We start from the raw sequence: 26,735 nt of genomic DNA on the forward strand, positions 1-26,735 counted from the left end.
GATCAGCCCCACGGCTCGTAGTCGGGCGCCGAATCGGCGTCGATGAGCTCGGTGGGCAGCTCGATGACCTCGCTCTCGGGCTCCTGGCCGTCGAGCAGCGCGAAGCCGATCTCGACGCCCTGGCGCGCGAGCGCTGCAGGATCCTGAGCCGCCGTCGCCGTGATCATGCCGCCGTCGAGGATGACGTCCACGGCAGCCTGCGCGCCGTCGACCGAGGTGATGATGATGTCTCGGTTCGTCTGCTGCGCCGCGAGCATGACGCCCGCCGCCGAGGGGTCGTTGATGGCGAAGATGCCGTCGATGTCGGGGTTGGCCGTCAGGATGTCGGTCGCGACCGGCAGTGCGCCGTCGCGACTGTTGTCGCCGCGCTGCTCAGCCACGATCTCGATGTCGGGGTACTCGGCGAGCGCCTCCTTGCAGCCCACGACGCGGTCGGCGACCGCCGAGATGGGCGTGCCGTCCAGGATGGCGATCGTGCCGGAGCCGCCGAGCTGCTCCGCGAGCGACTCGCACGAGATCATGCCGGCCTGCGTGTTGTTCGTGGTGACGGAGGCGGTGGCGTTGGTGACGACCGAGTCGATGCCGATGACGTGCACGCCGGCATCCTGCGCGCGCTGCACGGCCGGGCCGACGCCGTCGGAGTCGACGGGGTCGATCACGATGAAGTCGGCGCCGGAGATCACGAACTGGTCGATCTGGTTCGACTGCTCCTGCACGTCCTCCCCCGCCTCCTGCGAGATGACGCGGGCGCCCATCTCCTCTGCGGTCGCCTCTGCCGTGCGCGACTCTGCGACGTAGAAGGGGTTCGTGCTGTTCGAGACGGTGATGCCGACGACGATCTCGTCGTCACCGCCGCCTCCACCGCCGGCGGCGCAGCCGCTGAGCGCGACGGCGGCGCCCGCGATGAGCACGGGGGCGAGCAGGGAGCGCCTGCGAGCGCGGAGTGCGGTGGACTGGACTTCGTTGGCCATGGTGCTCTCGATTCGGTGGGTTGCTGGGGAAGGGGTTCAGTCGTCGTCGCCGGCGGAGAACTGCTCGAGCCGCTGGAAGACGGGGTCGACGCGCTCGGTGAGCTCGTCGAAGATGGCGCGCATCTCGCGGTAGCGCGCGTGGCGGGCGGGATCCGGCTGCCGGGCCGCGGGCAGCTCGTGCCACGTCGACGCGGTCGCGGCGATGTCGGTGATGAAGCCGGTGCCGGTCGCGGCGATGAGCGCGTTGCCGAGCAGCGCGCACTCGGCCTTCGGCATCCGCACGATCGGGACGCCGAGCACGTCTGCCTTGATGCCCACCCACAGGTCGGACTTCGAGCCGCCGCCGAGCGCCCTGACCTCTGTGAGCGGCTTGCCCGTCACGACCGGTGCGCGCTCGGCCCACTCCGCGTACTGGAAGGCGATGCCTTCCAGGATCGAGCGGTACAGGTGCCCGCGCCCGTGGCTCGCCGTGATCCCGATCCACCCGCTGCGCAGGTGGGGCTTCGCCGGCGTGACCCCGCCCTGGATGTGCGGCAGCCACAGCAGGCCCCCGGATCCGACCGGCACGGCGTCGGCGAGCGCCTCGAGCTCGGCGAACGCCTCGTCCGGCGTGCCGGGGTGCTCGAGCACGTCGCGGCGCAACCACTCGTTGGCGAGGCCGCCGCCGTTGACGAATGCGGCGCTCACGTACTGGCCGGGGACGATCGATGGGCCGGTGATGAGCGACATCCGCTCGGTGTCGGGCGCCCACCGGTCGAGCGCCATGAGCAGCAGGCTCGCCGTGCCCGCGGAATCCGATGCCTGCCCCGGCTCGACGATGCCGGCGCCGAGGCCGCCGACGGGCTGGTCGCCGCCGCCGGCCAGCACGGGCGTGCCGACCGGGATCCCCGTCGCGCGGCTCGCCGCCTCGGTGACGGCGCCGATGACGTCGGTCGGCTCGACGATGCGCGGCTGCTTCTCGATGTCGAGCCCGAACAGCTCGACGAGCTCGGGCGACCACGCGCGCGCCTCGGTGTCGGCGAGGGTCGAGAAGCCGAGGTAGGAGGAGTCGATGTAGGCGTCTTCGACGCCGAGGCCCGCGAGCCGGGCGCCGAGGAAGGAGCCGGGCACCTGGAACTTCGCCGTCGCGCGGTAGGCCTCGGGCTGCGTGCGCTTGAGCCAGCGCTGCTTCGTGCCGTGCGAGTAGGTCGGCGGCCCGCCGGAGATGCGGGTGACCTGCTCGGCGGCGTGCGCGAGCTCGCGGATGTCGGTGCTGCAGCGCGAGTCGAGCCAGGAGTCGAAGGGGAAGACGGGATCGAAGTCGGCGCCGACGGCCCCGATGCCCGCCATCTGGCTCGAGAACGAGACCCCGCGGATGTCGCTCGCGCGGCCGGAGGCCGCCACCGCCTCCGCGATCGCCCGATGCGCCTGCTGCTCGACCTCGAGCAGATCCTGGTCGACGACGCCGGGCCGCGGCGTGCGCAGCCGGGACGGCACCGACGCGGCGCCGAGGATCCGGCCCTCGAGGTCGACGACGGCCGCCTTGACGAGCGTCGTGCCGGCGTCGCAGCCGACGAACACGGGTGATGAGGTCATGGCTGCACCATCGCTTTCAGGGATTCGCCCGCGGCCATCGACGCCATCGCAGCAGCGATGTCGCGCAGCGGCGAGGTGTGCGAGACGATCCGCGCATAGGGCTCCGGGTCGGCGAGGAGCAGCTCGAGCGCATCCACGCAGTCCTGCGTCGTGTTGGCCGTCGACCCGGTGACGACGAGCTCCCGGTAGTGCACCAGGTTCGCGTCGAGCGGGATCTCGCCCCGGCCGCTGGGCAGCCCGGCGAAGAAGTTGATGCGCCCGCCGAGGGCTGCCGCGTGCAGGGCCTCGCGGAAGGCGCTGGGCGCGGGCGTGCAGACGAGCACGCAGTCGGCGCCCCGAGCCTCCGTCATCTCGTGCACGCGCTCCGGCAGCGACTCCGCGCGCGGGTCGATCGTGCTCGTCGCGCCGAACTCGCGGGCGAGCTGCCGCCGCAGCTCGGAGGTCTGGCTCACGATGATCTGCTCGACGCCGAGCTGGCGAGCGACCAGGATGGCGATCAAGCCGATCGGTCCGGCACCGCAGATCAGCAGCGAGTCGGAGGCGGTGAGGCCGAGCGAGCGCACGCCGCGGAGCACGGCCGCGACAGGCTCGACCAGGGCCCCGACGACCGGGTCGGTGCCGGCCGGCAGCGGCAGCAGGTTGCCCTGCTCGACGGCACGCGCCGGCATCGCGACCGCCTCGGCGAAGGCGCCGTCGAAGGTGAGGCCCACGGACTCGTACGCCGTGCAGAGGTTGCTGCGCCCCCCGGTGCAGGCGACGCAGGTGCCGCAGCCGACGTTCGGCGCGATCGCGACGACGGTGCCCGGCGCGAGCTCTGCTCGGGCCGAGCGGTTCTCGCGCACGACGCCGACGAACTCGTGGCCGGGCACGCGCACCGTGCCCTCAGGGAACAGTCGGTGCTCGCCGCGCGCGATCTTCAGGTCCGTGCCGCAGATGCCGGCCACCACGACGTCGAGCAGCACGCCGCCCGGCTCGGCCTGCGGCAGCGGGCGCTCGACGAGCGTCATCGTCGCGCCGTGGGAGAACTCGTAGGCAAGCATGGCCGGTCATACCTCATTGGATGTCGGTGTTCATCTGCGCACTCGGCTGTCACAAGTGCACTGGGTCGAGCGTGTCGCGCGGGCTCAGGCGGTGTCAACGGAGGCAACGGATTCGCACATCCGCTGGCTCGCGCTGCTCATATGAGCAGTCCTGCCGGCCTTCTCGGCACCCGAGAGCGTGCGCTTCGCATGCCTCAGCGCATGCTCTTCGTGTGCCAGACGGTCTTGGTCTCGGTGAAGTCGCGGATGCGCTCGAGTGAGGGCGCGGATGCCGCAGCCCCGGACTCGGGCCAGCGCACGCGCTTCACCGTCTCGACGGCGGCCGTCTCCAGCGCCACCCAGTCGAGCTCGCCCGCGCCGACGAGGTCGATCGCGTTGACGTCCGCGTGCGCGGCGAGCCACGGAGCGACCTCGGCGGGCGAGCCGGTGAGCACGTTGAGCACGCCGCCGGGCAGGTCGCTGGTGGCGGCCACCTCGGCGAAGCTGATCGACGACAGCGGGAACCGCTCGCTCGCGAGCACGACCACGGTGTTGCCGGTCACGAGCGCCGGCGCGACCGCGCTGACGAGCCCCAGCAGCGACGAGTCCTGCGGCGCGACGATCGCGACGACGCCGGTCGGCTCGGGCACCGAGATGTTGAAGTAGGGCCCGGCGACGGGGTTCGCGTTGCCCGCGACCTGGGCGAACTTGTCGGCCCACCCGGCGTACCAGATCCACTGGTCGATCGCCTCGTCGACCTGGGCCGTCGCGCTCGCGCGCGACGCGCCCTCCTGCGCGGCGATCTCGTCGATGAACTGGCTGCGACGCCCCTCGAGCACCTCGGCCACCCGGTAGAGCACCTGGCCCCGGTTGGAGGCGCTCGCGCCAGCCCAGCCCGGGAACGCGCTGCGCGCAGCGCGCACCGCATCGCGCGCGTCCTTCCGCGACGCCTGCGCGGCGTTCGCGAGGAACCTGCCCTTCGACGACTCGACGACGTAGGTGCGCCCCGACTCGGAGCGCGGGAACGACCCGCCGATGGCGAGCTTGTAGGTCTTCGGCACGGCGAGACGGGTCACTTCGAGGCCTTCCGGGTAGTGGCGGTGCCCGGTCGCGCGTCGCGCGATCCGGCTGGAGCTGAGGTCGCCTCCGCGGGCTGCAGGTAGGCGCCGATGCCCTGGCGACCGCCCTCGCGGCCGTAGCCCGACTCCTTGTACCCGCCGAACGGCGACGTCGGGTCGAACGTGTTGAACGTGTTCGCCCACACCACGCCGGCGCGCAGCTGGTCGGCGACCGCGAGCACGCGGGAGCCCTTGTCGCTCCAGATGCCTGCGGAGAGGCCGTACGGCGAGTTGTTCGCCTTCGCGATCGCCTCGGGCGGCGTGCGGAAGGTCAGGATCGAGAGCACCGGCCCGAAGACCTCCTCGCGAGCGATCCGGTGGCTCGTCTGCACGTTCGTGAAGATCGTCGGCGCGTACCAGAAGCCTTCGCTCGGCAGTGCGCAGTCCGGGCTCCACCGCTGTGCGCCCTCGGCCTCCCCCGCATCCGCGAGCTCGGCGATCGTGCTGAGCTGCGCGGCCGAGTTGATGGCGCCCACATCGGTGTTCTTGTCGAGCGGGTCGCCGACGCGCAGCGTCTGCATGCGCTGCTTGAGCCGCTCCACGAGCTCGTCGTGCAGGTTCTCCTGCACCAGCAGGCGGCTGCCGGCGCAGCACACCTGGCCCTGGTTGAAGAAGATGCCCTTCACGATGCCCTCGATCGCCTGGTCGATCGGCGCGTCGTCGAAGACGATGTTGGCGCCCTTGCCGCCCAGCTCGAGCGTGAGGCGCTTGCGCTGGCCGGCGATCGAGCGCGCGATGGCCTGGCCGACGGCCGTGGAGCCCGTGAAGGCGACCTTCGACACATCGGGATGCGCCACCAGCTCGCCGCCCATCGAGCCGGGGCCGGTGAGGATGTTCACCACGCCGGCCGGGAGCTCGGCCTGCTGCAGGATCTCGGCGAAGAGGATCGCGGTGAGCGGCGTCGTCGACGCCGGCTTCAGCACGACCGTGTTGCCTGCCGCGAGCGCCGGCGCGATCTTCCACGCGAGCATCATGAGCGGGAAGTTCCAGGGGATGACCTGCGCTGCGACGCCCAGCGACCTCGGGTTCGGGCCGAGGCCGGCGTGCTCGAGCTTGTCGGCCCATCCGGCGTAGGAGAAGAACCAGGCGGCGACCGTCGGGATGTCGAAGTCGCGCGTCTCCTTGATCGGCTTGCCGTTGTCGAGGCTCTCCGCGACCGCGAGCTCGCGGCTGCGCTCCTGCACGAGCCGAGCGATGCGGAAGAGGTACTTGCCGCGATCCCGGCCCGAGAGCCTCGACCACACCCCGTCGTAGGCGCGGCGCGCTGCGGCGACCGCGCGCTCGACGTCGCCGCTGTCCGCGCACGACACGGTCGCCAGGCGCTTGCCGGTCGCCGGGGCGATCGTCTCGAACGGCGTGCCGCCGCCCTCGACGAAGTCGCCGTCGATGAAGAGGCCGTACTCCTCACGCAGCTGCAGGATGGACGTCGACTCCGGGGCCGGGGCGTACTCGAGGAAACTCATGGCGGTGCTCCTTAGTCGATCGTCACGTAGTCGGGGCCGGAGTACTGGCCGCTCGTCAGCTTCTGCCGCTGCAGCAGCACGTCGTTCAGCAGCGAGGATGCGCCGAAGCGGAACAGGTGCGGCTGGAGCCACTCCTCGCCGACCGTCTCGGCGACGGTGACGAGGTACGTGATGGCGTCCTTCGAGGTGCGGATGCCGCCGGCCGGCTTCACGCCGATGCGCTCGCCGGTGATGCGGTGCCAGTCGCGCACGACCTCGAGCATCAGCAGGGTGACCGGCAGCGTCGCCGCGGGGCTCACCTTGCCGGTCGACGTCTTGATGAAGTCGCCGCCGGCGAGGATGGAGAGCCACGAGGCCTTGCGGACGTTGTCGTAGGTGGTGAGCTCGCCGGTCTCGAGGATCACCTTCAGCGAGGCGGAGCTGCCGTCGGCGCGACGGCAGGCCTCCTTCACCGCCACGATCTCCTCGAACACGAGGCCGTAGCGCCCCGAGAGGAAGGCGCCGCGGTCGATCACCATGTCGATCTCGTCAGCACCGGCGGCGACGGCCTCAGCCGTGTCGGCCAGCTTGACGCTGCGCGAGGCTCGACCGCTCGGGAACGCGGTCGCCACCGCGGCGACGGCGATCCTCCCCTCATCGGGATCCCCGTGGGAGGCGCCGAGGGCCTGGACGGCGGTCGGCACCAGGTCGCCGTAGACGCACACGGCCGCGACGCGCGGCACCGAGGCGTCCGACGCATCCGGCGTCAGCGCCTTGCTGACGAGCGAGCGCACCTTGCCGGGCGTGTCTGCGCCCTCGAGCGTGGTCAGGTCGATCAGCTCGATGATCCTGTCGAGCGCCCAGCGCTTGGAGGTGGTCTTGATCGACCGCGTGCCCAGCCCCGCGGCCCGCTGCTCGAGGCCGACGGCGTCGACGCCCGGCAGCCCGTCCAGGAACCCGCGCAGCGCAGACTCGCTCACGTCCTGCCCGAGCATGTCGATCGCGCGCTGCGCCGGTGCCATTGCTCTCTCGATGCTCATGTGGGTCGGTCCTCTCAGATCCGGCGATCCAGCGCCGGTCGGGGTGGGGTGCTGCGTGGGGAGGGTGCTGCGTGGGGAGGGTGTGCGCGGGTGCGGATCGCCGCATCCGGGCACGGGGTGGCGGTGCCTGCCTCAGGGCTGAGCATCCAGCAGGTGCATGGCGGTCGCGTCGTCGGTGACGAGCACGGAGCAGAGCCCGCTCGCGACGATGACGCGGCAGATGTCGTGCTTCGCCTCGCCGGCGATGACGGCGATCGCGACCTCGGCCTGGCGGATGGTCTCGATCGAGATGCCGAGGGTGCGCGCGTCGAGCGCGGGATCGATGATGTTGCCATCGGCGTCGATGAAGCGGCCGAGCACGTCGGCCACCGCGCCCTTGCGCACCAGCGCTCCGACGTCATCCGACGACAGGTAGCCGCTCTCGACCAGCACCGAGCGCTCGTCGACCGCGCCAGCGCTGAACAGGTAGGCGTTGGCGCCGCGGGCCGTCTCGAGCACGCCCGCGACGGTGCGATCCGACTCGATCGCCTCGCGCGTCGTGCGCTCCTCGAGGATCGCCGGGCTCGGCAGCAGCGTGGCGCTGCCGCCGGCCTTCTGCGCGATGCTGACCGCGGTGCTCGCGGCGTTCGACGCGCGCCGGTTGAGGCTGACGCCGCCGTTGACCTGCACGACGTTGACGCCGTTCGCCCAGCCCTCGGCGAACTGATCGGCGATGTCGTGCATCGTGCGCCCCCAGCTGAGCCCGAGCGTGCGCGGCACGGGCCGGAGCCCCGTCAGGTACTCGGCCGCGCCCGCCGCGACCCTGCGCCGCAGCTCCGGTTCGCTCGCCGCACCGGTGCTCGGCACCACGACCGCGTCGTGGAGCCCGAAGCGCTGCTTCAGCGATCGCTCGAGCGGCAGGCGCCTGGCACGCGGATGCACGATCTCGATGCGGATGAAGCCGGCCTCCTTCGCCTGCGTCAGCAGGCGCCCGACCTTCCAGCGCGTGAGGCGCAGGATGGCGCCGATCTCGTCCTGCGTCTTGCCGTCCTCGTAGTAGAGCTCGGCGGCCCTGACGGCGAGCAGCTCGGTCTCCTCGTTCATGCGGATGCCCGGGTTCGCTCGGATCGCGTCGTCACGCGCTCAGGACCCGTTGGGGAGGAAGAGCACCTTCGAGCTGAAGACCGAGCGGTCGAACAGCTGACGCATCATGTCGGGCAGCTCGTCGAGGCCGAGCTCGTGCGTGATCATGAACTCCCAGCGCAGCTCGCCGCTCGCGAGGCGCTCGGCGGACTCCGTCCACTCCCGGCCCGGGAACGGCGCGGAGAAGGAGTTCCAGCTGCCGTGCAGCGTGACCTCGTTGCGCAGGAAGTGGCTGAACACCTTCTTCTCCAGCTCCACCGTGGCATTCGGGATGCCGATGAAGGCCGCGTGTCCGCGGCGAGCGACGAGCGACACCGCGAGCGCGATGGTGGGCGGCACGCCTGCGGACTCGATCACGACGTCGTAGCCCTTGCCCGCGTGCTCGCGCGCCTCATCGGCGTCGATCGCGGTGTGCGTGGCGCCCGCCTCGACGGCCATGGCGGTCTTCTGCTCGTTGAGGTCGACCGCGAGCACCTCGGTCGCGCCCATGATCCGCGCCCACTGCACCGCGAACAGCCCGATCGGCCCGGCTCCGATGACCGCGACGCGTGAGCCCTCGCCGACGCTGGTGCGCAGCAGCGCGTGGAGCGCGATCGCGCTCGGGTCGATCATCGCCGCGGCTCGGGGATCGAGGCCCTCCGGCATCTTCAGGGCGTTGTCCTCCGGCACCGTCACGTACTGGGCGTAGGCGCCGTCGCGACGGCTGCCGAAGTAGTCGTAGTCCTCGCAGAGGCTGAAGTGCCCGGCCTCGCAGCTCTCGCAGGTGCGGCAGGGCAGCAGCGGCGGCACGGAGACGAGGTCGCCCTCGGCGAACGCGGTGACGTCGTCGGCGACGCTGACCACGTGCCCCGAGAACTCGTGCCCGCAGATGATCGGTGCGCGGTAAGCGCCGTTCACGTTCATGCGCGGGATGTCGGAGCCGCAAACGCCGCACGCCGCCACGGCGACGAGCATCTCTCCGGCGCCGGGCGTCGGGATGTCGGCCTCCTCGACCCGGAGGTCGCCGGGCGCGTACATCTGGACGGCGGTCATCTTCTCGGTCATGCGTCGGCTCCTGCCCGTGCGTGCGGGGCACCGGCCCTCAGGAGGTCGGTGCGTCGTGCTCCACGCTAGGCCGACGGAAGCCCTTCGTCAGCAGATGTTGCGCCTCTTGCTCATATGAGCAGCAGGTGTTGCGGGCCGCCAACATCTGAGCAGCCGCGGAGGCCCGGGCCGGCGGCTCCAGCGCCGAGAGCGCCGATCGCGATCCCGCGGTCGCCGACGCCAGCGCTGTCGCCTGCGCCGGCTACCGCTCCCCGTGGAAGCTCACCGACGCGGGCCCGCCCGCCTCGAGCGCCTCCTGGATCACCCGCTCCTCCTCGCGCCGGTCGAGCCCGACGCAGAGCAGCAGGTAGGCGACCGCCCCGACGACGAGCCCGACGAACAGCGCGACGTCGATGCCGCCGATCGCCTCGGCGACAGGCCCGACGAACCAGGTCGTCACCGCGAAGGGCACCATCGCGACGATGCCGATCGCATAGGCGGTGAGCCCGCGCCAGCCCCAGGCGCCGTAGACGCCGTCGGCCTTGAACATCTCGAGGATGGCGTAGCGGCCCTTGCGCACGACGTAGTAGTCGACGAGGTTGATGCTCGTCCACGGCACGAGCACGTAGAGCAGGATCACGAGGAAGCTGCCGAAGTTGTCGAGGAAGTCGCCGGTGCTGAACAGCGCCCCCGACATGCCCACGAGCGCCACGATCGAGCAGGCGATGACGCGCACGCGCCGCGTCGCCGCGAGCGGGCGGAACGAGTCGACGACGGTGATGCCCTCGATCGACGCCGCGTAGATGTTGACGGTGATGACGCTGACGAGGCCGGGCAGCGCGGCGATGAGCAGCCAGGGGCTCGATCCTGGCAGCACGCTCTCGGCGACCGCCGCGACGGCGGCGATGGGGGATGCGTCGGCCGCGAAGGTCGCGGCGACGAACGCGCCGAGCACCATGAGCCACGATGCCCCGACGAAGACGCCGGCGTAGGTGTAGAAGGTGGCGGCGATCGGGCTCGTGCGCGGCGCGAGGTAGCGCGAGTAGTCGGAGACGTAGGGCGCCCAGCCGAGGCCGTACCCGGCGGCACCGGCGAACTGCACCAGGAACGCCGGCCACGCGAAGTCGCCGAGGCCCAGCTGCTCGATCGGCAGCGGCAGCACGAAGATCGCCGCGACCGAGAAGACGCCGAAGGTGGCTAGGAACAGCAGCGTCAGCCACTGCTGCGTGCGGTGGATCCAGTGGTAGCCGACGACCGCGAGCGCCAGGGCCAGCGCGGTGATCACGACGTACCAGAGCTGCGGCACGTCGACGCCGGTGGTGGCGGTGAGGACCTCGCCGGCGAGGATCTGGTTGAAGACGTTGAAGCCCACGATCGACAGGATCGTGACGAGGCAGACGACCGCGACGCCGCGGTAGCCGAACTGCGCGCGCGACTGCAGCATCTGCGGCAGCCCCAGCTGCGGCCCCTGCGCCGAGTGGAACGCGGTGAACACCGTGCCGACCGCGACGCCGAGCAGGATCGCGAGCACCGAGGCGCCGAAGGTGGCGCCCATCGCGACGCCGAGCATGCCGGTCGCGAGCGTCGTGAGGTTCGCGTTCGACATGAACCACAGCGGGAACAGCGAGGCGACCGAGCCCTTGCGCTCGTCGAGCGGCACGAAGTCGATCGACTTCGACTCGATGCTCTCGGCCCGGGGGCTCTCGGCGCGGCGGGATGCGGATGCGGATGCGGTGCTGGCGCCCGCGGGCGCGCTGCCGGGGGTCGGTGGCTGGGTGGTCATCGCTGACCCTCTCCTTCGGTGGGGGCAGCGCGGCGGTGCCCGAGCTCGCCGTAGAGCTCGGGGCGCCGGTCGCCGATCAGGTCGTTGTGGTCGCCGGCACGGGTGTCAGCGCGGATCTCGACGGTCGCGGTGGTGCCGGCGGCGTCAGCGCCGGCGATCCAGCCCTCGCCGTCGACGATGGCGGTGCCGCCCGTCCAGGCGATGCCGCCGTCGGCGCCGCGGTGGTCGGCGATCACGATGGGGAGCCGCGACGAGCGGGCGGTGCCCATCGCCTGCACGAGCTCCGGCGGGCGCTCCCCCGCGGGCCGCGGCACGATGGGCCACGCGACCGGCGCGACGAGCAGCTCGGCGCCCTGCAGCTTGAGCGCGCGCGGCAGCTCGGGGAACTCGATGTCGTAGCAGATGGCGATGCCCAGCCGGCCGATCGGCGTCGCCACGACCGGAGCCGGCTCCTCGCCCGCGGTGAAGAGCCGCGACTCCCCTCCCCACAGGTGCGTCTTGCGGTAGACGGCGAGCAGCCTGCCGCCCGCGAGCACCGCTGCGCTGTTGGCGACGCCGGCGTCGTGGCGCTCGGCGAAGCCGACGACGAGCACCGTGCGCTCCGGGAGCCCCTCACCGAGCGCGAGGAGCCGCTCGTCGTCGGCCGCCATCGCGCAGCTCGCCACCTGGGCGGCGTCGACGAGCGCGTAGCCGCTCGTCGCGAGCTCTGGCAGCACGATCAGCTCGGCGCCCTCGAGAGCCGCCTCGTCGATCGCCGATCGGCATGCCGCCAGGTTGTCGGCGAGCGCCCCCGCACGGATGCGCGGGCTGCGCACCGCGACGGTCACCTGGCGGCTCATGGTCAGTCCTGCGCCTCGCGCGCCAGTGCCTCGAGTCGCAGCGTCGCCGTGTCGCGGTGCGCGGCCATGCCCTCCGACTGCGAGATCGTCGCGACCGCCTCCGCGAGCGCGGGCGTCGCCTCGGGCGCGATGCGCTGGTAGGTGAGCGCCTTCAGGTAGCGCGAGACCGACATGCCGGCCGTGTGCTTCGCCCCGCCTGCGGTCGGCAGCACGTGGTTCGTGCCGGCCATGCCCTTGTCGGAGTAGGCGACGGTGCTCCAGCGGCCGAGGAAGACGGAGCCGTAGTTCGTGAGTTTCGCGTGCACCGCGTCGTCGTCCTCGGTCATGAGCTCGAGATGCTCGGGCGCGAGGTCGTCCATGACCGCGATCGCGGTCTCCATGTCGTCGGCGACGATCACGAAGCCGTGGTCGCGCCACGCGGGCCCTGCGACCCACTCGGTCTCGAGCGTCTCGAGGCGGCGATCGACCGCGGCCAGCACGGCCTCGCCGAGCTCGGCCGAGGTGGTGACGAGCGCTGCGGGCGAGTTGGTGCCGTGCTCGGCCTGCCCCAGCAGGTCGGCGGCCACCCAGTCGGCGTCGGCGCTCGCGTCGGCGAGCACGGCGACCTCGGAGGGGCCCGCGGGCAGGTCGATCGCGACGCGGCCGAAGAGCGCGCGCTTGGCCTCGGCGACGTAGGCGTTGCCGGCGCCGACGAGCATGTCGACGGGCTGCTCGTCGAGGAGGCCGAAGGCCATGGCGGCGAGCGCCTGCACGCCGCCGAGCATCCACACGCGGTCGACGCCCGAGAGGTGCGCCGCGTAGAGCACGGCGTCGTTCGGCTTGCCGTTCGGCTGCGGGGGCGTGCAGGCGATGCGGCGGGGCACGCCCGCCTCGGCCGCGACGCCGAGGGTCATGAAGGCGGATGCCGTGAGCGGGAACCGCCCGGCGGGCAGGTAGGCGCCGACGCTGCCGACGGGCACGTAGCGCACGCCCGTGACGAGGCCCGGGACGGGCTCGACCTCGAAGTCCTGGAGGTGGCTGCGGGTCTCGCGCGCGAAGGCGCGGGTGCGCTCGGCGCCGAGCTCGATCGCGGCGCGGAGGGCGGGGTCGAGGCGGTCACCGCTGGTGGCGACGACCTCGGGATCCACGGCCAGCTCGCCGGTCGTGCCGTCGAGCTGCTCGGCGTAGCGGCGCACGGCGTCGAGGCCCTCGCGCTCGATGTCGGCGAGCATGGTCGCGACGGTGTCGACGACCGCAGGATCGCGCTGCGCTGCGGGCACGTCGATGCCCTGCTTCAGGAAGCGGAAGCGGCCGTCGAGCTGGGTGGCGGTGTGAGAGGTGAGGCGCATGCGGCGAGCCTAGATCCGCGTGAGCCATCGGACAAGGGGGCATGAAGCGAACGATTACTGAGGGCAACCCTATGGTTCTTTCCCGAAGAGCATGCGGCCCCCACGCGCGCTGCTCGCAGGCGACAGCCAGATGCGCGGCTTAGCGTGGGTTCGCGCTGAGGGCGCCGACGATGCCCTGGCCGCCGATGCCCTGAGTGCGCGGACGATGCGAGGAGTGCTGATGGACGACGACCGACGCGGCGATCGCGACCGACCGCGACACGACGCATCCGAGGCCGACGACAACCTCTCCCGCTACCTCAACGAGCACCTGCTCGGCTCGGAGGGCGGCCTGAGCGCCTTCGGCGCCGCCGCGCGCACCTGGGCGGGCACCGCGCACGAGGCGCCGCTGCTGGCGCTCCAGGAGGAGATCGATCGCGATCGGCGCGACCTCGCGGCGCTCATCCAGCGGCTCGGCTTCCGCCCCGCTGGCTGGAAGCGCCTGCTCACGCTCGCCTTCCGGGCCGTCGGCCAGGCGAACCCGATCAACGCCTTCCGCCTCCGGCGCGGTTCGATGGCGCAGCTGGAGCTGGATGTGCTGACCGGCATGGTGCGCGCGAAGCTGTCCATGTGGGACGCGCTGCTCGAGCTGGCAGCGGACGATCGGCGATTCGACGTGCGGATGCTCGAGGCGCTCAAGCTGCGCGCCGAGCAGCAGATCGCCGAGCTGCAGCGCATCTCGCTCGCGACCGCGCACGAGCGCTTCCTGCCGCGCGGGCGCTGAGGCCGGACTACTCCACGACGGGCGGGGCGACTCGCGGGACCGCTCGGCGACGGGACTGCGCGCCGACCGCCCACTCCACCAGGAGCGCGACCCAGCCGACGGCCCACGCCAGCACGGCGATGAGCGCGATCAGCTCCGACAGGTCGTGCAGGGATGAGGACGACGCGGGAGCGCCCAGCAGCAGCGTGAGGGTCGATTGGACGGATCCGGGCGAATCACCGCCGTCGATGACCGTGAGCCCCGCGAGCACGACGCCGATCGAGGTCATCCACGCCCAGATCCGCGCGCGAACGCGCCGCCGACGCTCGCGCAGGACGCCCTGCGTGCGCAGCATGCCGCGCGACACGCAGACGACGAGCAGTGCGTACCCGGCGAGCCACAGCGGGCTCGAGAGCACGAGGAAGACGACCAGCCAGCCGGCCGACGCGAGCTTGATCGCGACCGCCACCAGGGGCGCGAGGATCGTCACCCAGGCGGTGAGCGCCATCGATCTGCCGGCAGCGGTTGGCGCGGGAGGATGCGTGACCGACATGGCGGGAGCATGCCGCACGCGACTGGGAGGCGCCCGCTTGCACGCTATGCGTGCCGCGCTCAGGCGGGCACCCAGAGCTCCCGCTGCTCGACGAGCGAGCCGTAGCGCGCCGCGGTCTTGCGCGCGGCGCGCTCGAGCTCGTCGAGCACGCGGCGCTGGTCGCCCCGCCGCTTGACGAGCGCGGTCTCCGTCGGGGGGAGGTCGATCTCGACGAATGCGGTCCCCGGGTGCGAGAAGTACTGCTGCGCGCGCTGGCTGATCGTCATCACCGCCTGCCCGCGGGCGACCGCCCCAAGTCCCTCCCGGATGGTCGCGACGACCGGCCCCGGCGCGAGCTGACGCCCCCCTGGCGTGACGAGAGGCAGATGGAAGGCGAGCCAATCCTCCGTCATCGTGCCTGGCGGCAGCTGGATCATGCTCTCGCCCTCGAGCTCCTCGGGATCCACCAGCTTGCGATGTGCCAGTCGATGACCGCTCGGCACGACCAGCATGCGGTGATCGCGCATGAGGATCGCGCCGCGGAGCAAGTCGCCGGCGCCGATCGGGGCGCGAACGATCGAGGCATCGACCTCGGCCGCGCGGATCGCGCTGATCTGGTTGGAGTACGTGAGCTCCACGAACTGCAGGTCGACGCCGGGCACTCGGCGCTCGAAGTCGGCCACGACGGGGCGCTGATACTCGTAGAGCCCGCCGCCCAGATACCCGATCCGCAGCACGTCCGGTACGCCCCTCGCGCGCCGCTGCGCGCCGGCGAGCGCTTCCAGCACCGCAGCGAGGGGCGTCTCCAGCTCATCCCGGAGTCGTTCGCCGCCGGGCGTCAGGGCGACCCGGCGGCTGGTGCGCTCGAAGAGCGGCTCGCCGACGTCGCGCTCGAGTGCGCGGATGGCCTCGGACACCGTCGCCTGCCCCAGGTGCAGCCGCTCGGCCACGCGGCCGAAGTGCAGCTCCTCCGCGAGCGCGAGGAAGCACTCGAGCTTGCGCGTGTCCATGGCGACTCCTATCGGCTTCTCCGATTGATCCTAGGCTCCTTCGTCGTTGATCATTCGACACAGCCGAGCGACGCTGGCTCCACACCTTCTCGATGACTCAAGGAAGAGCCAACGATGCATTCCACGCACGCAGTCGCGCCGCCCGCCCGCTTCGATGTGACACCGGTCACCTTCGGCGATCCAGACACACCGCTCCGAGGGACCCTGTACATGCCCCTCGGTGCAGCGGACGCGCCCGCAGTCGTGCTCGGGCACGGCTGGGGCATGGTGGCCGGCGGCGACCTCGAGGACTACGCGAAGGTGATCGCCGCCCGAGGCATCGCCGCACTCACCTTCGACTTCCGGCGACTGGGCAAGAGCGGTGGCGAGCCTCGCCAGGAGCTTGACCCCTTCGACCAGATCGAGGACTACCGCAACGCCATCACCTTCCTCGACGGTCAGGACGGCGTCGCCGCCGGTCGGATCGGGATCTGGGGATCCAGCTACAGCGGCGGGCACGTGCTCGTGGTCGGAGCCACGGATAGCCGGGTGCGCGCGGTGGTGTCGCAGGTGCCGACCATCAGCGGCTACGCCGCGGGGCTGCGGAAGACGGCACCCGATCGGCTCGCAGCCCTCCACGAGCGGTTCCACGAGGATCGCGCGGCACGCCTGCGCGGCGATGCACCGACGATGATCACCTCGGTCAGCTCCGACCCGGATGCGCCCGTCGCCTACCCCGGTCCGGACTCGCACGGCTACATGATCGGCCAGTCGGAGCGGTGTCCGGAGTGGCGCAACGAGACGACGCTGAAGTCCCTGGAGCTGGCGCGCACCTACGAGCCCGGCGCATGGATCGACCGCATCGGGCCGAAGGCACTGCTCATGATCGTCGCCTCAGCCGACAAGCAGACGCCGACCGACCTCCAGCTCGCCGCGTTCAACCGGGCGCTCGAGCCGAAGCGGCTCGAGCTCCTCGACGGCGGCCACTACCGCGCCTACACCGAGGAGTTCGAGCGCACCTCAACCGCAGCGGCCGAGTGGTTCGCCGAGCACCTCTGACCCTCACCCCTCCCACCCTCAACAATGGAGTTGACGACCATGACCACCCCCACCACCGCGAGCTCGACTGTCGAGCTCGACCTCCGCTCCCGGCTGCGCTCATTGCGCGCCGCCGTTGCCGGCAATGTCCTCGAGTGGTTCGACTGGACCCTGTACGCGACCTTCGCCGTCTACCTCGGCGCGAGCTTCTTCGAGTCCACCGACCCCACCTCCGCCCTGCTGGCGACGCTCGCGGTCTTCGCAGCCGGCTTCATCGCCCGCCCTCTTGGCGGCCTGCTCTTCGGCCGCCTGGGCGACCGCATCGGTCGCAAGCGAGCGCTCATCATGACGATGATGACGATGGCGCTCGCGAGCCTCGCCATCGCGCTGATCCCGTCGTTCGAGCAGATCGGCGTGTGGGCGTCGGTGCTGCTCACCGCCGCTCGGCTGCTGCAGGGCCTCGCGCACGGCGGTGAGTCGGGTGTCTCGTACACCTACGTCGCCGAGATCTCTCCGGCGAAGCATCGCGGGCTCTGGTCGAGCTCGGTCTTCGTCAGCGTCACCATCGGTGTCATGCTCGCGACGCTGACCGGCGTGGTGCTGACCGCCATCTTCTCCGAGTCCGACATGGGATCGTTCGGCTGGCGCATCGGCTTCGCGATCGGCGCGCTGTTGGGGCTGTATGCGCTGTACCTCCGTCGAGCGGCCTCCGAGAGCCCGGTCTTCGAACACGGCGAGCAGGAGCAGGAGATCCAGGAGCCGGACGCACCGAAGGCGTCACCGCGCGCCGTGGCGCTGATCGTCGCCAAGGTGGTGCTGTTCTCGGCTGCCTCGAACGTCGCGTACTACACGTGGGTCACCTTCGCGCCGAGCTTCGCGATCGCGAACCACGGCATGGAGCCGAACGGCGCGTTCGTGGCCAGCCTGCTCGCGCAGTGCGTCGTGCTGCTGCTGCTGCCCCTGTTCGGGCACCTCGCCGACCGCTTCGGCCGCAAGCCGATGCTCGCGGTCTACGGCATCGGCGTGGTGGTCGTGGCCTTCCCCGTCCACTGGATCCTCGGCAGCGAGCCGTGGACGTTGTTCGTCTCCCAGGGCATCGGACTCGCGGTGTGGGCGATCGTCGCCTCGATCTACCCGACGCTGATCGCGGAGCAGATGCCAACGAAGCAGCGCGCGCTCGGCGTCGGCCTGCTCAGCTCGCTGTCGGTCGCGATCTTCGGAGGCACGGCCCCCTACCTGAACACCTGGCTCACCTCGATCGGCATGAGCTGGCTGTTCTCCGTATGGGTCATGTTCCTCGGCCTGCTCGCCGTCGTGGCGGCGATCATCATCCGCGAGACCCGCGGCGTCGAGCTCACCGAGATCGAGGCTGCGCGATGACGGCGCCGAGCGACGCGAGCGCCGGTGATCTGAGCGGCAAGATCGCCGTCGTGTCCGGCGCTGCTGGCGCCATCGGCACGGCGATCGTGGAGGGCCTCGCCGCACGCGGCGCGACGGTCATCGGCACCGACCGGGAGGCCGCGGGCCGCAGTGCGCCCGCGGGAGCGGAGCTGCGACAGCTCGACGTCACCGATGTCGCGGCGGTGCGCGCGCTCGCCGACGCCGTCGTGGAGCAGCACGGGTCGATCGACATCTGGGTCAACAACGCGGGCTACCTGCAGCGCACGCCTGCGCTCGAGCTCGAGCCCGAGGCGTGGCGACGCACCATCGACGTCAACCTGACCGCGACCTTCTTCGGCGCGCAGGCCGCCGCGCGCCACATGGTGCGCCAGGGCGCTGGGGCGATCGTGAACCTGTCGAGCTACGCGGGCTTCACCGCTCGCCCGCAATGCCCTGACTACGCCGCCGCGAAGGCAGGGGTGGCCCACCTCACCGCCTGCCTCGCGACGGAATGGGGCAGCGCGGGCTTGCGCGTGAACGCCGTGGCGCCCGGCTACATCCTCACGCCGATGAGCGCCTGGATGCATGACGATCCGGCCGAGCGCGACGCGCTGCTGAGCGGCACGCCGCTGCCCCGCCTCGGCTCCACCAGGGAGGTGGCGGATGCGGTCGCGTACCTCGTGAGCGACCAGGCGAGCTACGTCACGGGCCACACCCTCTTCGTCGACGGCGGGAAGTCGCGGGCATGAGCGCCGAGGCCGAGGACCGGATGTTCTTCACCGGCGGCACCTTCGTGGTGACCGGTGCGGGTCGCGGCCAGGGCGCGGCGGAGGTCGCCTTGCTGCTCGAGGCCGGCGCAGCGGTGATCGCCGTGGATCGCGACCCGATCGCCGCGGAGTGGGCGGCCGACGCCTCGATCATCGAGGGTGACGTCAGCGACGAACGGACGTGGGAGCGTGTGGCCGCCGCGATCGAGGGGCGGCCGCTGCGAGGCCTCGTGAACAACGCCGGCATCACGCTGCGGAAGACGGTGACCGAGACGAGCCTGCCGGAGTGGGACCGCCTGCTCGGCATCAACCTCTCGGGCGCGTTCCTCGGCACGAAGTCCCTCGGGCCGCTGATGCCCCCGGGCGGATCGATCGTCAACGTGAGCTCGACCGCCGGAGCGACCGGTTACTTCAGCGCGGCCTACACGGCCAGCAAGTGGGGTCTGCGCGGCTTGACCAAGGCGGCGGCGATCGAGTTCGCGCCGCTCGGCGTTCGCGTGAACGCGGTGCTTCCCGGGCTGGTCGACACCCCGATGGCGCTGACCCAGCACAGCGGGCTGGATGACGCGGACGCGCGCGGCTTCTACGAGGGCAACCGCGAGCTCACGCCACTCGGCCGGGGAGCGGATCCGCGTGAGATCGCGCGATCGGTCCTCTTCCTGCTGAGCCCGGCCGCCTCGTTCATCACCGGCGCAGATCTGGCGGTCGATGGCGGCATGCTGGGCGCCGGCATCTACTCCGTGATCGGGCGGCGCGCGGGCAAGCTCAGCGCGCCCCAGCACGCATAGCCCAGGGTTCCGCTGCCGGGCAGCGCGCCCGACTGTGCGGCAGGTCGGGAGCATGCCGCACGCGACTGGGAGGCGCCCGCTTGCACGCCCCAGAGCACCGCGAGAGGCTGGGGCGATGACCACCGCGACGATCGTCGGCGCCGGCCCCAACGGGCTCACCGCCGCCGCGGTGCTCGCCCGCGCCGGCCTCGACGTCACCGTGCTCGAGCGGCTCGACACGATCGGCGGCGCGGTCGCATCCGCCCCCGCGTTCGGCGACCAGGCGCTCATCGACCTCGGCGCCGCCGCGCATCCGTTCGGCGTGACGAGCCACGCGTTCCGCGAGCTGGGCCTCGAGCAGCACGGCCTCGAGTGGGTGCACGCCGACTACCCGCTGGCGCACCCGCTGCCCGGTGGCCGCGCGGCCATCCTGCACCGCGACGCCGAGCAGACCGCTCGCGAGCTCGGCGTCGACCGCGACGCCTGGCTGCGCGTGCACGCGCCCGCCACCGACGACCCGCTCGGCACCGCGAAGGCGATCATGGGCCCGCTGCTGCGCTGGCCCGACGACCCGCTGCTGCTCGCCCGCTTCGGTGCGCGCGGGGCGTGGCCGTCGACGCTGCTCGCGCGCACCGCCTTCCGCTCCGGCGCCGCGCAGGCGCTGTTCTCGGGCAGCGTCACGCACGCGACCCTGCCGCTGGGCCACCCGCTCACGAGCGCCTTCGGCGTCGCGTTCGGCGGCGTCGGCCACTCGGCCGGGTGGCCGTTCGCGAAGGGCGGCTCGCAGTCGATCGCCGATGCGCTCGCGCGCGTCGCGGAGGCAGCCGGCGCCCGCATCCAGACCGGCGTGGAGGTGCGCGACCTGCGCGACGTGCCCGGCGACGTGGTGCTGCTCGACGTCACCCCGCACCAGCTGGCGCGGATCGCGGGCGAACAGCTCGACGCGCCCTACGCCACGCGCCTGCGGCGCTGGAGGTACGGTCCGGCGGTGTCGAAGCTCGACCTGCTGCTGGAGGGCCCCATCCCCTGGGAGGACGAGCGCGTCGCCCGTGCCGGCACCGTGCACCTGGGCGGCACGATGCGCGAGATCGCCTCCGCCGAGCACGACGTCGCCGTCGGGCGCATGCCCGAGGAGCCGTTCGTGCTGCTCACGCAGCCCACCGTGGCCGAGCCGGAGCGTGCTCCCGCCGGCAAGCACCTGGTGTGGGCGTACGCGCACGTCCCGTTCGGCTGGCCGGGCGACGCGTCGGCGGCCATCGAGACGCAGATCGAGCGCTTCGCGCCGGGGTTCCGCGAGCGGATCCTCGACCGGCGGCCGGCGACGCCCGCGGCGCTGGAGCTGTGGAACCCGAACCTCGTCGGCGGCTCGATCGGCGGCGGCACGCTCGCGGGCACGCAGCAGCTCGCGCGGCCCCGGCTCACGAACCCCTACCGCGTGCCCGTCACCGGCCGCGGCGGGCGGGTCTACCTGTGCTCGTCGTCGGCCCCACCTGGCGGCGGCGCGCACGGCATGAGCGGCTGGCACGCGGCGCACGCGGCGCTGCGCGCGCTCTGACGACGCGCGACCTGTAGCGCCGAGTCAGCCGCTGCCGCTACCGTGCAGGCACGGCGGCGGCACGCCATCCGGGTGCGCTCGAGCCTGACACCGGAGGTGGACGCATGGGCGCAATGGACGACCTGACCAACAAGGCCAAGGAGTTCGTCGAGGCGAACAAGGAGCAGATCGACGAGGCCCTCAAGAGCGAGCAGGCCGAGGACATCAGCGACAACGTGCTGCGCGCCGTCGCGGAGAAGGCCAACCAGGTCACGGGCGGCGAGCACGCCGACAAGATCGAGGATGTGCGGGCGAACATCGACGGCAAGATCGGCAACCAGTAGGCCCTCGCCGCTCAGCATCGGGGCGTTGAGCCATGGAGTGGGCGAGCATCGCCGCCTGGCTCGACGCCCCGCACGCCGAGCTGGCGCGCCAAGTGCTGCAGCGCGGCGTCGCCGCCGTCTTCGCCGTCGCGCTCCTCTCGACGCTGCTGCAGTTCCCCGCGCTGCTCGGCGAGCGCGGCCTGATGCCGGCCACTCGCGTGGTCGACTCCGGGGCGCTGCGCACCCAGCCGTCGCTGTTCCGCTGGGGCTACTCCGACCGGCGCCTGCGCACCCTCTGCATCGCGGGCATCGCCATCGCCGTCTCGCTCGTCGCCGGCCTGCCGCAGCTCGGCCCGCCGTGGGTGCCGATGCTCGCCTTCCTCGCGCTCTGGATCGGCTACCTCTCGATCCTGCCCGTCGGCCAGGTCTTCTACGGCTTCGGCTGGGAGCTGCTGCTGTGCGAGGCCGGGTTCCTGGTCGCATTCCTCGGCTCGAACGCGACGGCTCCCCCGACGCTCGCGCTGCTGCTCGTCGTCTGGCTCGTCTTCCGGGTCGAGTTCGGCGCCGGCATGATCAAGATGCGCGGCGGGCACGAGTGGCGCGACCTCACGGCGCTGACCTATCACCACGAGACGCAGCCGATGCCGGGCCCCCTCAGCCGCTGGGCGCACCTGCTGCCGCGATGGCTCCATAAGGGTGAGGTGCTCGGCAACCACGTGGCGCAGCTCGCGATCCCGTGGCTGCTCTTCGCGATCGTGGTGCCGCATCCGGTCGCCGCCGCCATCGCGAGCGCCGCTGCCGCCGCGGTGATCGTGACGCAGCTGTGGCTCGTGCTGACCGGCAACTTCGCCTGGCTCAACTGGCTCACGATCGTGCTCGCCTTCGCCGCCGTCGACGATCGCGCCGTCGCCTGGCTCGTGCCCGCGCTGCCCTCCGCGCACGCCTACGCCCCGACGCCGCTGTGGTGGAGCATCCTCGTCGCCCTCGTCTTCCTCGCCTACGCCTGGCTGTCGATCCCGGCGGTGCGCAACCTCGCCTCGCGCCGCCAGCTCATGAACGCGTCGTTCAACCGCCTGCGCCTCGCGAACGCCTACGGCGCCTTCGGCACGGTGACGAGGGCGCGCGACGAGATCGTCATCGAGGGCGCCGCGTTCGACGAGGCGCGAGGGGCGGATGCGCCGGCTGACGACGCGTGGGTCGAGTACGGCTTCAAGGGCAAGCCGGGCGACGTGCGCCGGGTGCCCGGCTGGTTCGCGCCCTACCACCTGCGGCTCGACTGGCTGATGTGGTTCTTGGCGCTCGGCTCCTCCGGCCGCTGGTTCGAGGTGCTGCTGGAGCGGCTGCTGGAGGCCGACCCGGCGACGCTGCGACTGCTCGGCCGCGATCCCTTCCGCGGCGAGCGGCCGCAGTGGGTGCGCGCCCGCGTCTACCGCTACCGCTTCGCGACGCGCGCAGAGCGCCGCGCCACCGGTCAGGTGTGGATGCGCGAGGCTCGCGGCCTGCTGATCGCGCCGACGCGCCTGCCCGGTTGAGGCGCAACGTCAGCGCCCGCCGGTCCACCCCGCTGGTCGCGATGCAGCGATAGGACGAAGTGCGCTGAGCAAGGCACCAACGGAGCACGTCGACCTCGCACTGCAGTGAGAACGGACTCAACCGGCGCCTGCCACGATGGACGCATGCGGGCGAGGATCAGGGCCGGCGTCGTCGCGGCGCTGACGGCGGCGCTGCTCGTCGGCTGCGCGCCCGGCGCGCTCGCGCCTGCGCAATCGGCGTCCCCGTCCGCAGCGACGGGCGATCCGACCCCGAGCGCGACGCCGGCGCCCCCGCAGGCGACCGCATCCGAGCCGCAGCCTGTGCTCCTGGCGACCCTCGCCGCATCCGACGCCCTCGCCGTCGTCGACCCCGATGCCGCAGAACCGCTGCCCGACCTGATCGAGGTCGGCGCCGCGCCCTGGGGCGTCGCCGCGCACGACGGCACCGCCTACGTCTCGACCGCGGAGGGTCTCGCGATCGTCGACCTGGCAGCGGGTGAGCGCACCGCGCTCGTGCCCTACGAGCACCAGCCGGCCGCGGCCGAGTTCGGCGAGTACCGCGACGGTGGCCTCGGCCTCGCCGTCTCGCCCGATGGCGATCGGGTCTTCGTCGCCGTGCACGAGTGGCCGAACCCGGCCTGGCTCGAGGTCTTCGACGTCTCGGAGGGCGCCTTCGTCGGCAGCGTCGAGGTGGGCGTGCGGCCGTTCGACGTGCTCGCCGACCCCGCCGGCGAGTGGGTCGCGACCGTCGACCACGACAGCTACTCGGTCTCGCTGGTCGATCCGGGGTCGCTCGAGGTGCGCTCGGTCGAGATCGCGCCCTTCGGCAACCTCGGCTTCGCCGGCTGGGAGAAGCCGCACTACGGCTCGATCACCGCCGACGGCCGCATCGCGCTGCCCTACCAGGGCCTCGTCACGGTGCTCCTCGACCCCGCCACCGGTGAGACCGAGCGCCTCGAGACCACCGCGAACTCGCACCAGCACGGCATCGCGACGGCGCCGGACGGCACGCTCGTCGCCGCAGGCACGGGCCCGTTCGGCACGGCAACCGGCGCGCCGAACGTGTCGTTCCTCGACCCCTCGACGGGCGACGAGCGGGTGATCCCGCTCGCGCATCCGCACGAGGCGGTGGCGATCTGGCCCGGCTCGGGCGATGCCGCCGCGACGGGCGCAGCCGGGCCGGCGGGCGATCCGGCGTGGGCCGCCGTGCTCGCGGGCGGCTTCACGCGCGACGGCTGGTGGGACGGCCTCACCGTGGTCGACCCGGTCAGCGGCGCCGCGCGTGAGATCCCGCTGCAGGGGCGGCCGCAGCACGTCGTCGTCGCGTCACTCGGGCCGAGCCTGCCGTAGCCGCGGCCCGGGCCGACGGCTCACGGCTCGCGGCTCACGGCTCGCGGCTCACGGCTCGCGGCTCACGGCTCGCGGCTCACGGCCGAGATCGCTCTGGAGCAGCACGCGCCGCTTCGCTAGGCTTCCCAATGTTGACAGTTCGACACGATCTGTCGCCCCGAGACCCCGCAGCGCCAACGGTGGCGCCGCCGAGGAGGACACCGCATGACCGACTCCCCCATCACCTTCGTCGGCCTCGGCGCGATCGGCACGCCCATGGCGCAGCGCGTCGCCGCGGCCGGCCACCCGGTCACCGGCGTCGACCCGTTCGCGGCGGCGAGGGATCGCGCCGCATCCCTGGACATCCCGGCGGTGGCCTCCATCGTCGACGCGCCCGCAGCGGGCACCGTCATCGTCATGGTCGCCACCCCCGACCAGCTCGATGCCCTGGTCGACGATGCGATCACCGCATCCGTCGCCGCTGGCCGCACCTGGGTGATCATGTCGACGGTCGGTCCGGATGCGCTCGCCCGCGCGGCCGCGCACCTCGAGGCCGCGGGTGCCCGGGTGGTCGACGCGCCGGTGACCGGCGGCGTCGCCCGAGCGTCCGTGGGCGAGCTCGTGATCTTCGCCGCCGGGCCCGACGGGGCGCTGGCAGAGGTGGCAGAGCTGCTCGCCGCGATGGGCGACATCAGGGTCGTCGGCGCCGAGCCGGGCAGGGGCCAATCGGTGAAGGTCGTCAACCAGCACCTCTGCTCGGTGCACCTGGTGGCCGCGGCAGAGGCGCTCGCGCTCGGCGCGTCGCTCGGCCTCGACCGCGCGACGGTGCTGGAGCTCGTCGCCGGTGGCGCGGCCGGCTCCTGGATGCTCAGCGACCGCGCTCCCCGGATGCTGCAGGGCGAGGCGGCGCCGGTGCTCAGCACCATCGGCATCTTCGTGAAGGACTCCGGCCTCGTGGCCGACGCCGCCGAGGCCAGCGGCGCCGAGGTGCCCGTGCTGGCCGCAGCGCGCGAGCGCCTCCTGCGCGCAGCGGATGCGGGTCTCGAGCGCCGCGACGACAGCAGCGTGATCGAGACCTATCCGTCCGCAGCGCGCTGACCGGCCGCGCCGGCACCGACCACCGAGCACCGACCCCGACCGACCGCTGACAGAGCAGGAGCACCATGAGCACCCAGACCGCGCAGACCCCCGAGACGACCGACCAGCCGCTGGTCGTGACCGCCACGTTCCGGCCCGCCGAGGGCGCGCGCGAGCGCGTGCTCGCCGCGATGGAGCGCGTGATCCCGCGCGTGCACGAGGAGGAGGGATGCAACCTCTACGCCATCCAGGAGGCCGAGGACGGCACGATCATCATGATCGAGCACTGGGATTCCGCTGCCCTGCTCGACGCGCACGGCGCAGGGGCGCCCGTCGCCGACTTCAACGCCGAGCTCGAGGGCCTGCTGCGCACGCCCGTCGAGGTGACGCGCTACCGGCCGATCCCGATCGGCGATCGCAAGGGGCGCATCCTCCCCTGATGCGGACGGCGCTCGCCGCACGTCACTGTTGATTGTCAACAGTTGGACGTCATACACTGCGGGTGACGCCGACGACGATCGACGGCGCGGGAGGAGACGACGATGTCGCTGCCCACAGGGCTCGGCTGCTCGACGATCACGTTCCAGCACCTGCCGCTCGCGGATGCGCTGGCCGACATCGCCGCGCTCGGCGTCACCGAGATCGACCTCGGCGCGCTCCCCGGCGTCTGCGACCACGTGCCCTTCGACCTCGACGACGACGCCATCGACCGCGTCGTGGCCGACATCGCCGCATCCGGGCTCACCGTGCGCAGCGTCAACGGCGACATCGGCGATCTGAACGACCCGAGCGCCGACGAGGCAGCACGCGACCGGCACCTCGATCGGCTGCTGCGGCTCACCGCGGCGATCGGTGCGCGAGCGCTCGTGCTGCCCTGCGGTGCGCTCGGGCACGAGCCCGTCGAGAGCGAGTCCGCCGACCTCGACCGCATCGCCTACGCCCTCGCCACCGCCGCAGACGCTGCACGCACCCACGGCGTCGAGCTGTGGATCGAGTCGCTGCACTACCTGCGCTTCAGCTGGGGCCGCGAGCGCGCCGAAGCGCTGCACGGCCGGCTCGACGCCGCCGGCGCACGCGTCGGCATCGTGCTCGACGTCGCGCACGTGACGGCCGCGGGCGACGACCTGCCCGGCACGATCGCCGACTGGCAGGGCCGCATCGCCCACGTGCACCTGCGCGACGCGGTGCGGGGCGACTTCAGCCGCCGGATCGGCGAGGGCGACGTCGACTTCGCCGCCGCCTTCCGGGCGCTCGACGAGATCGGCTACTCGGGAGCGCGCATCCTCGAGCAGCCCTCGCGCGCTTACGTCGACGACGCGACGAGCGCCGTCGAGGGCGACCGCCGCGCCGAGCTCGCCGGCATCGCCGAGCGATCCCTCACCCGCCTGCGCGACGCCATGGCCGCATCCGCGGCGCGCTGAGCACCCTGCTGCGCCCACCACCGCTTCCCCACTCACCCCGCACA

The 26,735-nt window shown here is 72.3% G+C and carries 25 protein-coding genes; 12 read left to right on the top strand and 13 right to left on the bottom strand.

The genetic code is table 11. The features are described 5' to 3' along the window. Window positions 1-2 precede the first annotated feature (2 nt). The 11 genes from AA0Z99_RS10895 to hisD form a co-directional block, all read right to left on the bottom strand. A complete protein-coding gene (locus tag AA0Z99_RS10895; RefSeq protein ID WP_413317257.1) occupies window positions 3-971 on the bottom strand; it encodes a substrate-binding domain-containing protein in 969 nt (322 codons plus the stop codon). Between the two features lie 36 nt (window positions 972-1,007). Beyond that, complete coding sequence (locus tag AA0Z99_RS10900; RefSeq protein ID WP_413317259.1) at window positions 1,008-2,546, bottom strand: xylulokinase; 1,539 nt, start codon at window positions 2,544-2,546, stop codon at window positions 1,008-1,010. Further along, window positions 2,543-3,586, bottom strand: a complete 1,044-nt coding sequence (locus AA0Z99_RS10905) for a zinc-binding dehydrogenase (RefSeq protein WP_413317261.1) — start codon at window positions 3,584-3,586, stop codon at window positions 2,543-2,545. Before AA0Z99_RS10905 ends, AA0Z99_RS10900 begins: the two co-directional genes overlap by 4 nt. Before the next feature lie 194 nt (window positions 3,587-3,780). Then, window positions 3,781-4,641 carry an aldehyde dehydrogenase family protein gene (locus tag AA0Z99_RS10910; RefSeq protein WP_413317263.1) on the bottom strand — a complete coding sequence of 287 codons (861 nt, stop codon included), beginning with the start codon at window positions 4,639-4,641 and terminating at the stop codon, window positions 3,781-3,783. Next, window positions 4,638-6,146 (bottom strand): aldehyde dehydrogenase family protein, encoded by a 1,509-nt coding sequence (locus AA0Z99_RS10915; RefSeq protein WP_413317265.1) that lies wholly within the window; start codon window positions 6,144-6,146, stop codon window positions 4,638-4,640. Before AA0Z99_RS10915 ends, AA0Z99_RS10910 begins: the two co-directional genes overlap by 4 nt. 11 nt (window positions 6,147-6,157) lie before the next feature. Beyond that, the gene (gene deoC / locus AA0Z99_RS10920; RefSeq protein WP_413317267.1) at window positions 6,158-7,165 is read right to left on the bottom strand and encodes a deoxyribose-phosphate aldolase; all 1,008 of its coding nucleotides are present in this window, start codon (window positions 7,163-7,165) and stop codon (window positions 6,158-6,160) included. Window positions 7,166-7,297: 132 nt separating this feature from the next. After that, the gene (locus AA0Z99_RS10925) at window positions 7,298-8,248 is read right to left on the bottom strand and encodes a sugar-binding transcriptional regulator (RefSeq protein ID WP_413317269.1); all 951 of its coding nucleotides are present in this window, start codon (window positions 8,246-8,248) and stop codon (window positions 7,298-7,300) included. A gap of 39 nt (window positions 8,249-8,287) precedes the next feature. Further along, window positions 8,288-9,331, bottom strand: coding sequence for a galactitol-1-phosphate 5-dehydrogenase (locus AA0Z99_RS10930; RefSeq protein ID WP_413317271.1), 1,044 nt, complete (start codon window positions 9,329-9,331; stop codon window positions 8,288-8,290). 241 nt (window positions 9,332-9,572) lie between these two features. Next, window positions 9,573-11,093, bottom strand: coding sequence for a purine-cytosine permease family protein (locus AA0Z99_RS10935; protein ID WP_413317273.1), 1,521 nt, complete (start codon window positions 11,091-11,093; stop codon window positions 9,573-9,575). Continuing rightward, window positions 11,090-11,932 carry a nitrilase-related carbon-nitrogen hydrolase gene (locus AA0Z99_RS10940; RefSeq protein ID WP_413317275.1) on the bottom strand — a complete coding sequence of 281 codons (843 nt, stop codon included), beginning with the start codon at window positions 11,930-11,932 and terminating at the stop codon, window positions 11,090-11,092. Before AA0Z99_RS10940 ends, AA0Z99_RS10935 begins: the two co-directional genes overlap by 4 nt. 2 nt (window positions 11,933-11,934) lie before the next feature. Continuing rightward, window positions 11,935-13,260 carry a histidinol dehydrogenase gene (gene hisD / locus AA0Z99_RS10945; RefSeq protein WP_413317277.1) on the bottom strand — a complete coding sequence of 442 codons (1,326 nt, stop codon included), beginning with the start codon at window positions 13,258-13,260 and terminating at the stop codon, window positions 11,935-11,937. Window positions 13,261-13,480: 220 nt separating this feature from the next. Between hisD and AA0Z99_RS10950 the strand changes: the two genes are divergently transcribed. Continuing rightward, a complete protein-coding gene (locus AA0Z99_RS10950; protein WP_413317279.1) occupies window positions 13,481-14,023 on the top strand; it encodes a hypothetical protein in 543 nt (180 codons plus the stop codon). A 7-nt stretch (window positions 14,024-14,030) separates the two neighbouring features. Here the strand turns inward: AA0Z99_RS10950 and AA0Z99_RS10955 are convergent, their stop codons facing one another. Together AA0Z99_RS10955 and AA0Z99_RS10960 are read right to left on the bottom strand one after the other, a co-directional pair. Further along, window positions 14,031-14,555, bottom strand: a complete 525-nt coding sequence (locus AA0Z99_RS10955) for a hypothetical protein (RefSeq protein WP_413317280.1) — start codon at window positions 14,553-14,555, stop codon at window positions 14,031-14,033. Window positions 14,556-14,614: 59 nt separating this feature from the next. Next, window positions 14,615-15,544, bottom strand: coding sequence for a LysR family transcriptional regulator (locus AA0Z99_RS10960; RefSeq protein WP_413317282.1), 930 nt, complete (start codon window positions 15,542-15,544; stop codon window positions 14,615-14,617). Between the two features lie 114 nt (window positions 15,545-15,658). Between AA0Z99_RS10960 and AA0Z99_RS10965 the strand changes: the two genes are divergently transcribed. The 11 genes from AA0Z99_RS10965 (at window position 15,659) to AA0Z99_RS11015 (ending at window position 26,691) form a co-directional block, all read left to right on the top strand. Continuing rightward, entirely contained in the window at window positions 15,659-16,582 is a 924-nt protein-coding gene (locus AA0Z99_RS10965) for an alpha/beta hydrolase (protein WP_413317284.1), read from the top strand. Window positions 16,583-16,621: 39 nt separating this feature from the next. Then, on the top strand, window positions 16,622-17,941 hold the full coding sequence (locus tag AA0Z99_RS10970; RefSeq protein ID WP_413317286.1) for an MFS transporter: 1,320 nt from the start codon (window positions 16,622-16,624) through the stop codon (window positions 17,939-17,941). Beyond that, window positions 17,938-18,690, top strand: a complete 753-nt coding sequence (locus tag AA0Z99_RS10975) for an SDR family NAD(P)-dependent oxidoreductase (RefSeq protein WP_413317288.1) — start codon at window positions 17,938-17,940, stop codon at window positions 18,688-18,690. The genes AA0Z99_RS10970 and AA0Z99_RS10975 overlap by 4 nt, the downstream gene beginning before the upstream one ends. Beyond that, window positions 18,687-19,496, top strand: a complete 810-nt coding sequence (locus AA0Z99_RS10980; protein ID WP_413317290.1) for an SDR family NAD(P)-dependent oxidoreductase — start codon at window positions 18,687-18,689, stop codon at window positions 19,494-19,496. Before AA0Z99_RS10975 ends, AA0Z99_RS10980 begins: the two co-directional genes overlap by 4 nt. A gap of 115 nt (window positions 19,497-19,611) precedes the next feature. Next, complete coding sequence (locus tag AA0Z99_RS10985) at window positions 19,612-21,030, top strand: phytoene desaturase family protein (RefSeq protein WP_413317292.1); 1,419 nt, start codon at window positions 19,612-19,614, stop codon at window positions 21,028-21,030. Between the two features lie 113 nt (window positions 21,031-21,143). After that, entirely contained in the window at window positions 21,144-21,353 is a 210-nt protein-coding gene (locus tag AA0Z99_RS10990; protein ID WP_413317294.1) for an antitoxin, read from the top strand. 32 nt (window positions 21,354-21,385) lie between these two features. After that, window positions 21,386-22,864: a lipase maturation factor family protein gene (locus AA0Z99_RS10995; RefSeq protein WP_413317296.1), complete on the top strand. Its 1,479-nt coding sequence runs from the start codon at window positions 21,386-21,388 to the stop codon at window positions 22,862-22,864. A 144-nt stretch (window positions 22,865-23,008) separates the two neighbouring features. Next, window positions 23,009-24,214: a YncE family protein gene (locus tag AA0Z99_RS11000; RefSeq protein ID WP_413317298.1), complete on the top strand. Its 1,206-nt coding sequence runs from the start codon at window positions 23,009-23,011 to the stop codon at window positions 24,212-24,214. Between the two features lie 147 nt (window positions 24,215-24,361). After that, window positions 24,362-25,291 (top strand): NAD(P)-dependent oxidoreductase, encoded by a 930-nt coding sequence (locus AA0Z99_RS11005; RefSeq protein ID WP_413320844.1) that lies wholly within the window; start codon window positions 24,362-24,364, stop codon window positions 25,289-25,291. Window positions 25,292-25,356: 65 nt separating this feature from the next. Further along, window positions 25,357-25,710 (top strand): putative quinol monooxygenase, encoded by a 354-nt coding sequence (locus AA0Z99_RS11010; protein WP_413317300.1) that lies wholly within the window; start codon window positions 25,357-25,359, stop codon window positions 25,708-25,710. 102 nt (window positions 25,711-25,812) lie between these two features. Beyond that, a complete protein-coding gene (locus AA0Z99_RS11015) occupies window positions 25,813-26,691 on the top strand; it encodes a sugar phosphate isomerase/epimerase family protein (protein WP_413317302.1) in 879 nt (292 codons plus the stop codon). Window positions 26,692-26,735 lie beyond the last annotated feature (44 nt).

This window comes from Agrococcus phoenicis (genome assembly GCF_047302415.1).
Taxonomy (GTDB): Bacteria; Actinomycetota; Actinomycetes; order Actinomycetales; family Microbacteriaceae; genus Agrococcus.

What these genes read in the sequence shown, in the direction of transcription:
- AA0Z99_RS10895 (WP_413317257.1), bottom strand. Translation starts at nt 971, where the DNA reads ATGGCCAACGAAGTCCAGTCCACCGCACTCCGCGCTCGCAGGCGCTCC.
- AA0Z99_RS10930 (WP_413317271.1), bottom strand. Translation starts at nt 9,331, where the DNA reads ATGACCGAGAAGATGACCGCCGTCCAGATGTACGCGCCCGGCGACCTC.
- AA0Z99_RS10990 (WP_413317294.1), top strand. Translation starts at nt 21,144, where the DNA reads ATGGACGACCTGACCAACAAGGCCAAGGAGTTCGTCGAGGCGAACAAG.
- deoC (WP_413317267.1), bottom strand. Translation starts at nt 7,165, where the DNA reads ATGAGCATCGAGAGAGCAATGGCACCGGCGCAGCGCGCGATCGACATG.
- AA0Z99_RS10975 (WP_413317288.1), top strand. Translation starts at nt 17,938, where the DNA reads ATGACGGCGCCGAGCGACGCGAGCGCCGGTGATCTGAGCGGCAAGATC.
- AA0Z99_RS10950 (WP_413317279.1), top strand. Translation starts at nt 13,481, where the DNA reads ATGGACGACGACCGACGCGGCGATCGCGACCGACCGCGACACGACGCA.
- AA0Z99_RS10935 (WP_413317273.1), bottom strand. Translation starts at nt 11,093, where the DNA reads ATGACCACCCAGCCACCGACCCCCGGCAGCGCGCCCGCGGGCGCCAGC.
- hisD (WP_413317277.1), bottom strand. Translation starts at nt 13,260, where the DNA reads ATGCGCCTCACCTCTCACACCGCCACCCAGCTCGACGGCCGCTTCCGC.
- AA0Z99_RS10915 (WP_413317265.1), bottom strand. Translation starts at nt 6,146, where the DNA reads ATGAGTTTCCTCGAGTACGCCCCGGCCCCGGAGTCGACGTCCATCCTG.
- AA0Z99_RS10905 (WP_413317261.1), bottom strand. Translation starts at nt 3,586, where the DNA reads ATGCTTGCCTACGAGTTCTCCCACGGCGCGACGATGACGCTCGTCGAG.
- AA0Z99_RS10995 (WP_413317296.1), top strand. Translation starts at nt 21,386, where the DNA reads ATGGAGTGGGCGAGCATCGCCGCCTGGCTCGACGCCCCGCACGCCGAG.
- AA0Z99_RS10980 (WP_413317290.1), top strand. Translation starts at nt 18,687, where the DNA reads ATGAGCGCCGAGGCCGAGGACCGGATGTTCTTCACCGGCGGCACCTTC.
- AA0Z99_RS10970 (WP_413317286.1), top strand. Translation starts at nt 16,622, where the DNA reads ATGACCACCCCCACCACCGCGAGCTCGACTGTCGAGCTCGACCTCCGC.
- AA0Z99_RS11015 (WP_413317302.1), top strand. Translation starts at nt 25,813, where the DNA reads ATGTCGCTGCCCACAGGGCTCGGCTGCTCGACGATCACGTTCCAGCAC.
- AA0Z99_RS11010 (WP_413317300.1), top strand. Translation starts at nt 25,357, where the DNA reads ATGAGCACCCAGACCGCGCAGACCCCCGAGACGACCGACCAGCCGCTG.
- AA0Z99_RS10965 (WP_413317284.1), top strand. Translation starts at nt 15,659, where the DNA reads ATGCATTCCACGCACGCAGTCGCGCCGCCCGCCCGCTTCGATGTGACA.
- AA0Z99_RS11000 (WP_413317298.1), top strand. Translation starts at nt 23,009, where the DNA reads ATGCGGGCGAGGATCAGGGCCGGCGTCGTCGCGGCGCTGACGGCGGCG.
- AA0Z99_RS10955 (WP_413317280.1), bottom strand. Translation starts at nt 14,555, where the DNA reads ATGTCGGTCACGCATCCTCCCGCGCCAACCGCTGCCGGCAGATCGATG.
- AA0Z99_RS10940 (WP_413317275.1), bottom strand. Translation starts at nt 11,932, where the DNA reads ATGAGCCGCCAGGTGACCGTCGCGGTGCGCAGCCCGCGCATCCGTGCG.
- AA0Z99_RS10925 (WP_413317269.1), bottom strand. Translation starts at nt 8,248, where the DNA reads ATGAACGAGGAGACCGAGCTGCTCGCCGTCAGGGCCGCCGAGCTCTAC.
- AA0Z99_RS10985 (WP_413317292.1), top strand. Translation starts at nt 19,612, where the DNA reads ATGACCACCGCGACGATCGTCGGCGCCGGCCCCAACGGGCTCACCGCC.
- AA0Z99_RS10900 (WP_413317259.1), bottom strand. Translation starts at nt 2,546, where the DNA reads ATGACCTCATCACCCGTGTTCGTCGGCTGCGACGCCGGCACGACGCTC.
- AA0Z99_RS10960 (WP_413317282.1), bottom strand. Translation starts at nt 15,544, where the DNA reads ATGGACACGCGCAAGCTCGAGTGCTTCCTCGCGCTCGCGGAGGAGCTG.